Annotated in this window: 11 protein-coding genes; 6 read left to right on the top strand and 5 right to left on the bottom strand. The window is 70.9% G+C overall.

Going from position 1 to position 11300, the window contains the following annotated elements; translation table 11 throughout:
* Window positions 1–35 precede the first annotated feature (35 nt).
* Window positions 36–221, top strand: coding sequence for a DUF6104 family protein (locus tag SVTN_RS25590; protein WP_030207192.1), 186 nt, complete (start codon window positions 36–38; stop codon window positions 219–221).
* A gap of 21 nt (window positions 222–242) precedes the next feature.
* Here SVTN_RS25590 and SVTN_RS25585 read toward each other — a convergent pair whose 3' ends face one another.
* Window positions 243–1058, bottom strand: coding sequence for a hypothetical protein (locus SVTN_RS25585; RefSeq protein WP_041131211.1), 816 nt, complete (start codon window positions 1056–1058; stop codon window positions 243–245).
* Between the two features lie 160 nt (window positions 1059–1218).
* Here SVTN_RS25585 and SVTN_RS25580 point away from each other — a divergent pair, with 160 nt between their 5' ends.
* Both SVTN_RS25580 and SVTN_RS25575 read left to right on the top strand, forming a co-directional pair.
* Complete coding sequence (locus SVTN_RS25580) at window positions 1219–2127, top strand: DUF4097 family beta strand repeat-containing protein (protein ID WP_041131210.1); 909 nt, start codon at window positions 1219–1221, stop codon at window positions 2125–2127.
* A 1-nt stretch (window position 2128) separates the two neighbouring features.
* Complete coding sequence (locus tag SVTN_RS25575; RefSeq protein ID WP_041131209.1) at window positions 2129–3016, top strand: PadR family transcriptional regulator; 888 nt, start codon at window positions 2129–2131, stop codon at window positions 3014–3016.
* 355 nt (window positions 3017–3371) lie between these two features.
* Here SVTN_RS25575 and SVTN_RS25570 read toward each other — a convergent pair whose 3' ends face one another.
* From SVTN_RS25570 to SVTN_RS25560, 3 genes are all read right to left on the bottom strand, one after another.
* Window positions 3372–4793, bottom strand: coding sequence for a cellulase family glycosylhydrolase (locus tag SVTN_RS25570; RefSeq protein ID WP_041131208.1), 1422 nt, complete (start codon window positions 4791–4793; stop codon window positions 3372–3374).
* A 105-nt stretch (window positions 4794–4898) separates the two neighbouring features.
* Window positions 4899–5864, bottom strand: a complete 966-nt coding sequence (locus tag SVTN_RS25565) for a zinc-binding dehydrogenase (RefSeq protein ID WP_041131207.1) — start codon at window positions 5862–5864, stop codon at window positions 4899–4901.
* A 150-nt stretch (window positions 5865–6014) separates the two neighbouring features.
* Entirely contained in the window at window positions 6015–7223 is a 1209-nt protein-coding gene (locus tag SVTN_RS25560; protein ID WP_041131206.1) for an NAD(P)-dependent malic enzyme, read from the bottom strand.
* Between the two features lie 535 nt (window positions 7224–7758).
* Here SVTN_RS25560 and SVTN_RS25555 point away from each other — a divergent pair.
* From SVTN_RS25555 to SVTN_RS25545, 3 genes are read left to right on the top strand one after another with little or no spacing between them, the layout of a single operon-like run.
* A complete protein-coding gene (locus SVTN_RS25555; protein WP_041131205.1) occupies window positions 7759–8721 on the top strand; it encodes an ABC transporter substrate-binding protein in 963 nt (320 codons plus the stop codon).
* A 31-nt stretch (window positions 8722–8752) separates the two neighbouring features.
* Entirely contained in the window at window positions 8753–9703 is a 951-nt protein-coding gene (locus tag SVTN_RS25550) for an amino acid ABC transporter permease (RefSeq protein WP_041131204.1), read from the top strand.
* Window positions 9700–10467 carry an amino acid ABC transporter ATP-binding protein gene (locus SVTN_RS25545; protein WP_041131203.1) on the top strand — a complete coding sequence of 256 codons (768 nt, stop codon included), beginning with the start codon at window positions 9700–9702 and terminating at the stop codon, window positions 10465–10467. Before SVTN_RS25550 ends, SVTN_RS25545 begins: the two co-directional genes overlap by 4 nt.
* Window positions 10468–10522: 55 nt before the next feature.
* On the opposite strand, the gene SVTN_RS25540 is transcribed toward SVTN_RS25545, so the two are convergent.
* Window positions 10523–11272: a class I SAM-dependent methyltransferase gene (locus tag SVTN_RS25540; RefSeq protein WP_174518286.1), complete on the bottom strand. Its 750-nt coding sequence runs from the start codon at window positions 11270–11272 to the stop codon at window positions 10523–10525.
* Window positions 11273–11300 lie beyond the last annotated feature (28 nt).

Genomic DNA, 11300 nt, shown 5'->3' with positions numbered 1-11300 from the left:
CAGGGGACGGGAGGGGTACGGCCTATCCTGATCGCATGTACTTCACCGACCGTGGCATCGAGGAACTGGAGAAGCGGCGCGGCGAGGAGGAGGTCACCTTCGAGTGGCTCGCCGAGCAGCTGCGGACGTTCGTCGACCTCAACCCCGACTTCGAGGTGCCGGTCGAGCGCCTCGCGACCTGGCTGGCCCGTCTGGACGACGACGAGGACGACGAGGAGTAGGAACCCCCTCCGGCTGCGGGGTCACCGCTCCCGCAGCCGGTCGTGGGCGAGCCCGAGCGCACCGTGCGCGACGAGCAGCGCCCCGGCCGTCGCCCAGCCGCCGCTGCGCCGGCCGGCGCCCCAGAACAGCAGCGGCACCCCCAGGAGGAGCTGCGCCCCGCCCAGTACGCGCGCGTGGGGGCCGCGCAGGTACGGGCCGAGGGGACCGGCCTCCACCGCATCCAGCTCCGTGCGTACGGCATGCGGCCGACCCGAGCCGTCGACCTGCTCGGCGCCCTGGGCGAGGGCGGCGGAGCGGAGCCGGTCGGCGGTCTCGCCGGGGACGATTCCGGTGGGCAGCGCGAGCCCGGCGCGGGCGAGGACCGCGACGACGCCGAGGAGCCGGGTGCGGGCGTCGGCGTCCGGGTCGGGCTCGGTGAGCGGTTCGAGGGCCTGCACGTCCAGGACGGGATCGAGGGCGAGCCGGTCGGCGAAGGTGCGCATGGCCTCGTCCTCGCCGACGGGGGTGCCGTCCGCGAGCCAGGTGTAGCCGACCGTACGGCGGAAGCCGGCGGCGAGCGTGAGACCGGCCCGGTCGCGGTCCCACCAGAGCGCGACGACGGGCCGTCCCGCGGCCGGGACGGCGAGGGCGGTGGCCCAGCCGGTGACGACCTGTTCGACGGGCTCCCCGCCGTGCAGCCAGGGCTTCCCCTCCGGTACGAGCACGCTCCATTCGGCTCCCGCGGGGGCGAGGAGCAGCCGTTCCCGTAGGAGTTGGGCGGGCGGCCGGACCGCGGAAGGTTCGGCGCGGCAGAGCAGCAGGGCTCCGGCGGAGTGCGGTCCGGATGTCGCGTTCATGGCCCCACGCTAGGCCAATTCGTCCACATACGACCCTTATCACCCCCTCCCTGTCAGGGTCGAGTCGGGGTTGGGTCGGGGTTGACTTCGCAAGACCGCGATATATCGTGTCTATCGAGAAACGCGATATGTTGCGTTGCCGATACGGGAGGTCAGCACCATGACAGAGTGGTCCGTCACCGAGCCGACGAAGCTGGCTCCGGCCGAGCCGGTGACACTTCTGCAGGTCCGCATCGTCAACGGCACGGTGAACGTGGTGGGGACGGACGAGAGTTCCACCCGGCTGGAGATCTCCGAGATCGAGGGTCCGCCGCTGATCGTGACGCAGGACGGCTCCACGCTGACCGTGACCTACGAGGACCTGCACTGGAAGAGCATCCTCAAGTGGTTCGAGCGCAAGGAGTACCGGCGCCGCCGGGCCGTCGTCTCCGTCGCCGTCCCCGCGGGCATCGACGTCGAGGTGGGCGTGGTCGGAGCCGAGGCGGTCGTCAGCGGGATCAGAGGGCGTACGGAGGTGCGCGGCGTCACGGGCGACACCACCCTCCTCGGGCTCTCCGGCCCGGTCCGCGCCGAGAGCGTCTCGGGGAACCTGGAGGCCCAGTCGGTCACCGGCGCGCTGCGCGTCAACTCCGTGACCGGCGACGTGACGGTGATCGAGGGCGCGGGCTCCTCCGTGAAGGCCGACACGGTCAGCGGCGACATGGTCATCGACCTCGACCCGGCCCGGCTCGACGGGCCGCCCGCCGACATCCGGCTCACCAGCGTCTCGGGCGAGGTCGCCATCCGCCTCCCGCACCCGGCCGACGCCCGGGTCGAGGCGAGCACCACGAGCGGCGCCGTGTCGAACGCCTTCGAGGACCTGCGGGTGGGAGGCCAGTGGGGCGCCAAGTCCATCACCGGCACCCTCGGTTCGGGCCGGGGCACGCTCAAGGCGACGACCGTCTCCGGCTCCATCGCCCTGCTCCGCCGCCCCGAGCCCGAGGAGGACGGCGAAGCCGCCTCCTCGTCCGCCGCCTCCTCGTCCACCGCCCCTTCGTCCGCTCCCTCCGCGACCGGAAAGGTGCTCTGACATGCCGCCCGTCTTCGCGCACGGACGCCTCCGCCTGTACCTCCTCAAGCTGCTCGACGAGGCCCCGCGCCACGGGTACGAGGTGATCAGGCTCCTCGAAGAGCGCTTCCAGGGGCTGTACGCACCCTCGGCGGGCACGGTCTACCCGCGCCTCTCCAAGCTGGAGGCCGAGGGTCTCGTCACGCACGCCAGCGAGGGGGGCCGCAAGGTCTACTCGATCACCGACGCCGGCCGCGCCGAGCTGGCCGGGCGCGGCGCCGAACTGGACGACCTGGAGCGGGAGATCCGCGAATCGGTCTCGGAGCTGGCGGCGGAGATCCGCGACGACGTGCGGGGCGCGGCCGGGCGGGTGCGCAGCGAGATGCGCGCGGCCGCGGGACAGAACCGCACGGTGGATCCTTCCTCGTTCGCCGAGGCCAAGGAGGAGATGCGCCGGTTCAAGCAGGAGTGGAAGCAGCAGGCCCGCGAGGCCCGCGAGGAGGCCCGGTCGGCGCGGCGCCAGGCGAAGGAGTTCCAGCGGATCGCCCAGCAGGTGCAGGACGAGGTCCAGGACCGGTTCTCGCGGGGCGACTGGCCCAAGGGGGTCTGGGAGGGGATCTCGGGCATCACGGCCCAGCTCGGTGACCTGGTGGCGGACACGACCCACCCGAAGGCCGCCTCGCAGGAGGCGCCGTTCTCCGCCGAGGCGCCGGAGTGGGCCCGGGACACGGCGGGCACGGGCGACCCGACCCGCGACCTCGACCGGCTCCTCGACCGCTTCCGCGACGAGATCCGCGACGCGGCCCGCGACCACGGGGTGACCCAGGACCAACTGACGGAGACCCGCCACCACTTGTCGACGGCGGCCCTCCGCATCACGGCCCTGCTGGACCCCGAGAGAAAAGCCTGACGGGCCGGACGGCGCAGACCCAGGAGGCGCGAGCACCCGGCGACGCAGACCCAGGAGGCGCGAGCACCCGGCGACGCAGGCCCGGGCGGGCCGCGCCGCCCGAGCCGATGCGCCCGGGCCGGGCGCGAATCCGGCCGAGCCCGGGGCCCGGCCGAGCGCAGGGCCCAAGCCAAGCGCAGACCCCGAACCGAGCACGGGGCCCCGGCCGAGGGCGGGCCCTTGGCCCAGCACAGGCCCCGGGCCAAGCGCAGAGCTCGGCCGAGCGCAGACCCCGGCCAAGCGCAGGCCCCGGCCAAGCGCAGACCCTGGCCAAGCGCAGGCCCCGGCCGGGCTCGGGCCCGGCCCGGTGGGGTCGTCAGCCTCGGGTTGCCGTGATCGTCACCCGGGTGTTCGGGGACGCGAGGATCCAGGCCCTGCCCCGGTCCTTGCGGAGGACCAGTGCGCCGCCGTGGGCGGTCACCCGCCAGTCGCCGGGCGGCAGGGAGAGCTCGGTGACGCGGGAGCCGCGCCGGCCGGCGGAGTCGTACGAGAGGCGGTAGGCCCCGGCCTCCGGGTCGTACGACGCGGAGCGGACCGTGCCCGCGACCGCCTCCGCGTACGGCTCGGCGGTCAGCTCCTTGTTCGCGCGGAAGGCCCCGGTGGCGTCCACGGCGCAGTAGCCGCCGCCGTAGCACCACTCCCAGCCCATCCAGCCGGAGCTGTACCGGCCGAGCGAGGCCATGGCCTCGCGGTAGAAACGGTTCATGTTCGGAAGGGAGTTGTTGAGCGGCCCCCACTCCCCCACCACCACGGGGACCTTGTACTCCTTGGGGTACTGGGTGACCGCCGCCTCGTAGTTCTCGATCCAGCCGGCCGACGGGTCGTAGTCGCCGCCCGCCTCCATCGCGCCGTTGTAGAAGTGCGGGGCATAGACCACCTTCGGGTCGTCGATCCTTCCCAGGCCGGTGGGCACGCCCTCGCCCACGATGGGGGTCGGCTCGACGAAGAGCCACCCGCGCTTGTCGACCGAACGGATCGCGTCCGCGATCCGGTTGTACATCGGGGTGATCTGGTCCCGTTCGATGCGCCGGGCGGCGGTCGCCAGGTCCTCGCCCTCGCGCAGCTCGCCCATCGGCTCGTTGATCGGGTCGTAGCCGAGCACGGCCGGGTGGTCCCCGAAGCGGTCGGCGAGCACCCGCCACATGCGGGCCTGGGCGCGCTGCAGGTCCTCGTCCTCGTACAGGTGGGTGAAGGCGCGCTGGACGGCGGGCTCGAAGTACTCGGAGAACCAGTCGTCGGGGTGCGGGGTGAAGGGCAGCCCGTCGGTCCTGGTGGCCCAGGCGGGCACGCCCCGCGAGCCGAACGCGGGCCCGAAGACGTCCTGGTGGGCGTCGAGGACAACCTTGACGTCGTACTTCGCCGCCCAGTCCAGGACCCGTTCGATCTTGCGGAGGTACGACTGGCTGTACTGGCCGGGGCGGGGCTCCAGGTCGTCCCAGAAGACGAGGAGCCGGGCCGTGTTGTAGCCCTTGGCCCGCATGTCCCGGAAGTGCCTCTCGGTGATCCCGGAGAGGGCGGCGTCGCCGCTGTGCGACTTGTCCGCGAGGTTCCAGCCGCGCAGGGTGAGGACCCGGCCGCGGGAGTCGGTGAGGGCGGGTATCGCGTCACCGCCGGTCTCCGCCCGGGCAGCGGCCTCCGCCCCGGCGGCGGCATCCGCCCCGGCGGCGGGCTCCGCGCTCGCGGCGGTCGGGGCGAGCAGCGAGGCGACGACGACGGTCGCCGCGAGGGTGGTTCGCAACAAGGAGGCCTCCGGCACGGCAAGGTGACACGACAAGGTGAGTGATGTTCACGTTTCGCGTGCCGGAGATCCCATCAGGACAACCGTCCCGTATCAAGAGGTCAGTCAGGAGGTCTTCAGGACGATCTTCCCGAAGAGCTCGCCGGAGGCCATCTTCTCGAAGCCCTCGCGCGCCCGGTCCAGCGGCAGGACCTCGTCGATCACCGGCCGCAGGCCCGTCGCCGCGCAGAACGACAGCAGGTCCTCCAGTTCGTCCTTGGAGCCCATCGTCGAGCCGACGACCTTCAGTTCCAGGAAGAAGATCCGGGTCAGCTCGGCGTGCGAGGGCCGGTCGCCGCTCGTGGCGCCCGAGATGACGAGCGTGCCGCCGGGCCGCAGCGACTTGACCGAGTGCGACCAGGTGGCCGCGCCGACGGTCTCGATGACGGCGTCCACCCGCTGCGGGAGCCGCGCCCCCGGCTCGTACGCCTCGACGGCGCCGAGCTCGACGGCCCGCTTGCGCTTGGCCTCGTCGCGGCTGGTGGCGAAGACCCGCAGGCCGGCCGCCTTGCCGAGGGCGATCGCGGCGGTGGCGACGCCGCCGCCCGCGCCCTGCACGAGCACGGAGTCCCCGGGCCGCACGCCGGCGTTGGTGAAGAGCATGCGGTACGCGGTCAGCCAGGCGGTGGGGAGGCAGGCGGCCTCCTCGAAGGAAAGCTCCTTCGGCTTGGGCAGCACGTTCCAGGAGGGGACGGTGACGCGCTCGGCGAAGGTGCCCTGGTAGCGCTCGGTGAGGATGGAGCGGGGCTCGTTCGGCCCCACGCCGTGACCCGTCTGGCCGATGACGGAGTGCAGGACGACCTCGTTGCCGTCCTCGTCGATGCCGGCGGCGTCGCAGCCGAGGATCATCGGCAGCTTCTCCTCGGGCAGTCCGACCCCGCGCAGCGACCACAGGTCGTGGTGGTTGAGCGAGGCGGCCTTGACGGTGACGGTGGTCCAGCCGGGACGCGCCTCGGGCTCGGGGCGTTCGCCCAATTCGAGGCCGTTCAGGGGCTGGTCGCGGTCGATTCGGGCAGCGTAGGCAGCGAACATGGCCACGACCCTAGGGGCCCGCGGGTGCGTGACGGAACCGCCCCTCACTGTGACGCGCGCCCCACCCCCGTACCACCGCTCCGGTACGCCGAAGGGCCCCGTCCGGTCCTTTCGGACAGGAGCAGGGCCCTTCGGCGTACCGGAAGCGCGTCAGCGGCGCGCGACGCCCTCGGCGCGGGCGGCGGCGGCGACCGCGGCCGCGACGGCCGGGGCGACCCGCTCGTCGAACGGCGACGGGATCACGCAGTCGGCGGCGAGCTGGTCACCGACCACGTCCGCGATGGCGTTGGCCGCGGCGATCTTCATGCCCTCGGTGATCCGGGAGGCCCGGACCTGGAGCGCGCCGGCGAAGATGCCGGGGAACGCGAGGACGTTGTTGATCTGGTTCGGGTAGTCCGAACGGCCGGTCGCCACGACGGCCGCGTACTTGTGCGCGACGTCGGGGTGGACCTCGGGGTTCGGGTTGGCCATGGCGAACACGAAGGCGTTCGGGGCCATCGCGGCGACGGCCGCCTCGGGGACCGTACCGCCGGAGACGCCGATGAAGACGTCCGCGCCGGCCAGGGCGCTCTCCAGGGAGCCGCTGAGGCCCGCCTTGTTGGTGAGCTCGGCGATCTCGCGCTTGACGTCCGTGAGGTCCTCGCGGTCGCGGCTGACGATGCCCTTGCGGTCGGCGACGGCGACGTCGCCGAGGCCGGCCTCCAGGAGGAACTTGGCGATGGCCACACCGGCCGCGCCGGCGCCGGAGATGACACCGCGCAGGTCGCCGAGGGTCCGGCCGGTCAGCTTGGCCGCGTTGCGCAGGGCCGCCAGGGTGACGATGGCGGTGCCGTGCTGGTCGTCGTGGAAGACGGGGATGTCGAGGCGCTCCTGGAGCTTGCGCTCGATCTCGAAGCACCGCGGGGCCGAGATGTCCTCCAGGTTCACTCCGCCGAAGGACGGGGCGAGGCGGACGACGGTCTCGACGATCTCGTCGGTGTCCGTGGTGGCGAGGGCGATCGGGACCGCGTCCACGCCGCCGAACTGCTTGAAGAGGATCGCCTTCCCCTCCATGACCGGGAGGGAGGCCTCCGGGCCGATGTCGCCGAGGCCGAGCACCGCCGTGCCGTCGGTCACGACGGCGACGACCTGGGACTTCCAGGTGTAGTCGTTGACCAGCTCGGGCTGCTCCGCGATCGCGGTGCACACCTTGGCGACGCCGGGCGTGTACGCGAGGGACAGGTCGTCCTTGTTCCGGACGGGAACGGTGGCCTGCACGGCCATCTTGCCGCCCCGGTGAAGGGCGAAGACGGGATCGAAGGGCTCCTCGGGAGCTTCCGTACCGCTGTCGTTGTGAGGATTGACGATTTCCGCTGCCATTGGGTGACCCCTTGAGTCTGCTGCATTTGAGGGTTGGCCGCTCCTGGTGTGGAGCGGTGGGCGGGTCCCGCGGCCGCCGTGTCTGGCAGCCGCGCGGGCGCGCCGCACAACGCGCCCTGAGCCCCGGATGAGGGGTGTAAGGATCCTTCTTACCGGACGGACGGCACCGCAGACGAGTCCATATCCGCTCGGTGACGCGACTCATACCGAGTGCGTCCGGACGCGGACGGAGAACGACACGTCACCCGATGTCCCGATAGATGCTTCGAGCACCCGATTGGCGGCCTTCCACTCGTCCGAATGGCGAGATGAACCGCAGATTTTTCGGCGAGGGGGAAGAGATTCCGCAGAAGATCCGGCCTTGATGTACCGGCCTGTCGCGATTTCGGGGTCACCCGTTATCCGATTTTGACATCGGAGGCCGTCGGTTTGTGGCAGTCCGAATGGCAAGATGCCGTAATCACACGAGGTCGCGACACTCGAAGAGACGTACGCGACACCTGGCAGCTCCCTCACACGCCGGAGGAACCCGACCATGACCGCACGCTCCACGCGCTGTACGACCGCCAAGACCCGCACCTCCCGTCTTGCCGCGGTCGCCGCCATCGCGGTCGCCGGCTCGATGCTGCTGACCGCCTGTGGCGACCAGACCGAGAGCGCGGGCGGCACCAAGGAGACCGGCTCCGCCGCCGCGAGCAAGGCCCCGCTCTTCTCGAAGCTCCCCGCCGACATCCAGAAGTCGGGCGTCATCAAGGTCGGCACGGACGCCTCGTACGCCCCGATGGAGTTCACCGACGGCGGCAAGATCGTCGGCGTCGACCCGGACCTCGGGCAGGCCCTCAGCAAGCAGCTCGGCGTCAAGCTCGAGTTCGTCTCGGGCACCTTCGACGGCCTGATCACCTCGATCTACACCGGCCGCCAGCAGCTGATCATGTCCTCGATGACGGACAACAAGAAGCGCCAGGAGGGCCTGGACGACAACGGGAAGAAGATCGGCAAGGGCATCGACTTCGTCGACTACTTCAGCTCCGGCGTCTCCCTGCTCGTCAAGAAGGGCAACCCGCAGGGCGTCAACTCCCTCGACGACCTCTGCGGCAAGACCGTGGCCGTCCAGCGCGGCACGATCTACGAGGACACCTTCAAGGCGCAGGCCACCAAGTGCGGCGACAAGAAGCTGACCATCCAGGCCTTCGACACCGACGCCGAGGCCCAGACCCGCGTGAAGGCGGGCGGCGCGGTCGCCGACCTGAACGACTACCCGGTCGCCTCGTACATCGCGAAGACCTCGGGCGGCGGCAACGACTTCGAGGTCGTCGGCAACCAGAGCGACGTCGGCCTCTTCGGCATCGGCGTCTCGAAGGACAACACCCAGCTGCGCGACGCCGTCAAGGAGGCGCTCGACGCGATCATCAAGGACGGCTCCTACGCGGAGGTCCTGAAGAAGTGGGACGTCGAGGGCAGCGCGGTCAAGTCGGCCACGATCAACGCCGGCAAGTGACCTCTCCCCGTACCACTGAAGGGCAGTCGTCATGACTGACAAGATCAGCAAGGACCCGGCCGCCGCTCCGGCCGGGCCCACCCCCTCGGGCGTCCCCTACGAGGCGATCAAGGCCATCCCCGTGCGGCACTACGGCCGCTGGGTCAGCGCCGTCGTGGTCGTCGTCCTCCTCGGGTGGCTCGTCTACGCCTTCTCCCAGGGCGATGTCGTCTGGGCGACGGTGTGGGACAAGGTGTTCGACCCGTCCGTGATCAGCGGCATGTGGAACACCATCATCATCAGCATCTCGTCGATGGCCCTCGGCCTCGTCCTCGGCATCGTCTTCGCCGTGATGCGGCTCTCCAAGAACCCGGTGACCGGCGCGGTCGCCTGGCTCTACATCTGGTTCTTCCGCGGCACCCCGGTCTACGTCCAGCTGCTCGTCTGGTTCAACCTGTCGCTGATCTTCCACTACATCAACCTCGGGCCGATCTACAAGAACGAGACCGTGGACGTCATGACGCCGTTCATGGTGGCCCTGCTCGGCCTCGGCCTGAACGAGGGCGCCTACATGGCGGAGATCGTCCGCGCCGGCATCCAGTCGGTCGACGAGGGCCAGACCGAGGCGGCGCACGCGCTGGGCATGTCCTCGACGAAGACCATGGGCCGCATCGTGCTCCCGCAGGCCATGCGGGTCATCGTGCCGCCGACGGGCAACGAGTTCATCAACATGCTGAAGACCTCGTCCCTGGTCTCGGCCGTGCAGTACACCGAACTCCTGCGCGCCTCGTCGAACATCGGCAACACGGCGGGCGCCGTCATGGAGATGCTCTTCGTCGCCTCCATCTGGTACCTGGCGCTGACCAGCGTGTTCAGCATCGGCCAGTACTACCTGGAGCGCCGTTTCGCCCGGGGTGCGACGCGCAACCTGCCGCCCACCCCGTTCCAGCGCGTCAAGAAGAACATCACCACCTTCAAGCGTTCCCCGGAGGGGATGGCATGACCGGTCAGCCCATGGTCAAGGCCGAAGGCGTCCACAAGTCCTACGGCGCGGCCCACATCCTCCGCGGCATCGACCTGGAGGTGCAGAACGGCGAGGTCTTCTGCCTCGTCGGCCCCTCCGGCTCCGGAAAGTCGACCTTCCTGCGCTGCATCAACCACCTGGAGCGCATCGACGGCGGCCGGCTCTCCGTCGACGGCGAGCTGGTGGGCTACAAGCAGAAGGGCGACAAGCTCTACGAGCTGAAGGACAGCGAGGTCGCGGTCCAGCGCCGTGACATCGGCATGGTCTTCCAGCGCTTCAACCTCTTCCCCCACATGACGGCCCTGGCCAACGTCATGGAGGCGCCCATCCAGGTGAAGGGCGAGTCCAAGGCGGTGGCGCGCGAGCGGGCCGAGCGCCTGCTCGACCGGGTCGGCCTCGGCGACAAGATGGGCAACTACCCGTCGCAGCTCTCCGGCGGCCAGCAGCAGCGCGTGGCCATCGCCCGCGCGCTGGCGATGGAGCCGAAGCTGATGCTCTTCGACGAGCCGACCTCGGCGCTCGACCCGGAGCTCGTGGGTGACGTCCTCGACGTCATGCGCGACCTGGCCGAGTCGGGCATGACGATGATCGTCGTCACGCACGAGATGGGCTTCGCCCGGGAGGTCGGCGACTCGCTGGTCTTCATGGACGGCGGCGTGGTGGTCGAGTCGGGCAACCCGCGGGACGTCCTGACGAACCCGCAGCAGGACCGGACGAAGGCGTTCCTTTCGAAGGTGCTGTAAGACGCGAGAAAGGGGCGGTACGGGTCTCCCGTACCGCCCCTTTCCGCTCCCCCGGCTACTTCACCGCGAGGAGGAGCGTGTCGGAGGGGGACGCCCACACGGGCCGGGCCTCGGCGAAGCCGGCGGCGCGGAGGGTGTCGGCGTGCCAGCGGGCGGAGGGCGTGTCGCCGTCGGCGTGCTCGCCGTAGATCTCGAAGCGGCGGGCGGTGGGCCCGGCGAGGACCGGGTCCTTGGCGGCGAGCGCCCACCAGTCGGCCCAGTCGAGGACTCCGGCGGCCTTCTCGCGGTCCATGCGGGCGTGCCGCTGGGCCCGCTCGGCGGCGTTGATGCGGGGCGTGGCCTCGTCGATCATGTGGTCGGCGTTCATGAGGACGCCGCCGTCCCGGACGAGGCCGGCGAGCTGCCCGTAGAGGGCCGTCAGGGGCCCGCTGTGGAGCCAGTGAAGGGCGGTGGCGGTGAGAACGGCGTCGTACGAGCCGTACGGCAGGCTCGCGGCCCACGAGGGGTCCTTGAGGTCGGCGGTCACGAAGGTGACGCGCTCGTCGCCCGCGAAGGAGCCCTCGGCGATGGCGAGGAGGGCCGGATCGAGGTCGACACCGACACTGGTGGCGTCGGGGAACCTCCGAAGCAGCCGGCTCGTGATACTTCCCGTACCGCACGCGAGGTCGAGGACGCGGGGCTTCGGCCCCACCAGCGCCTCGACCATGTCGAGCATCACGCGGAACCGCTCCTCACGGTCCGGCATGTACCACTCCTGCTGACGGTCCCAGCTCTGCTGCCAGCCCGCCCAGTCGGTTCCGGTCATGGTCGTTCCTCCCCGCGTCGGCCCTACC

It is taken from the genome of Streptomyces vietnamensis, from assembly GCF_000830005.1.
In the GTDB taxonomy this organism is placed as follows: Bacteria; Actinomycetota; Actinomycetes; order Streptomycetales; family Streptomycetaceae; genus Streptomyces; species Streptomyces vietnamensis.
This window is presented reverse-complemented; position numbering and strand designations above follow the sequence as displayed.

Excerpts from the sequence above, each read along its gene's own strand:
- SVTN_RS25590 (WP_030207192.1), top strand. The coding sequence starts at position 36 with ATGTACTTCACCGACCGTGGCATCGAGGAACTGGAGAAGCGGCGCGGC.
- SVTN_RS25585 (WP_041131211.1), bottom strand. The coding sequence starts at position 1,058 with ATGAACGCGACATCCGGACCGCACTCCGCCGGAGCCCTGCTGCTCTGC.
- SVTN_RS25580 (WP_041131210.1), top strand. The coding sequence starts at position 1,219 with ATGACAGAGTGGTCCGTCACCGAGCCGACGAAGCTGGCTCCGGCCGAG.
- SVTN_RS25575 (WP_041131209.1), top strand. The coding sequence starts at position 2,129 with ATGCCGCCCGTCTTCGCGCACGGACGCCTCCGCCTGTACCTCCTCAAG.
- SVTN_RS25565 (WP_041131207.1), bottom strand. The coding sequence starts at position 5,864 with ATGTTCGCTGCCTACGCTGCCCGAATCGACCGCGACCAGCCCCTGAAC.
- SVTN_RS25560 (WP_041131206.1), bottom strand. The coding sequence starts at position 7,223 with ATGGCAGCGGAAATCGTCAATCCTCACAACGACAGCGGTACGGAAGCT.
- SVTN_RS25555 (WP_041131205.1), top strand. The coding sequence starts at position 7,759 with ATGACCGCACGCTCCACGCGCTGTACGACCGCCAAGACCCGCACCTCC.
- SVTN_RS25550 (WP_041131204.1), top strand. The coding sequence starts at position 8,753 with ATGACTGACAAGATCAGCAAGGACCCGGCCGCCGCTCCGGCCGGGCCC.
- SVTN_RS25545 (WP_041131203.1), top strand. The coding sequence starts at position 9,700 with ATGACCGGTCAGCCCATGGTCAAGGCCGAAGGCGTCCACAAGTCCTAC.
- SVTN_RS25540 (WP_174518286.1), bottom strand. The coding sequence starts at position 11,272 with ATGACCGGAACCGACTGGGCGGGCTGGCAGCAGAGCTGGGACCGTCAG.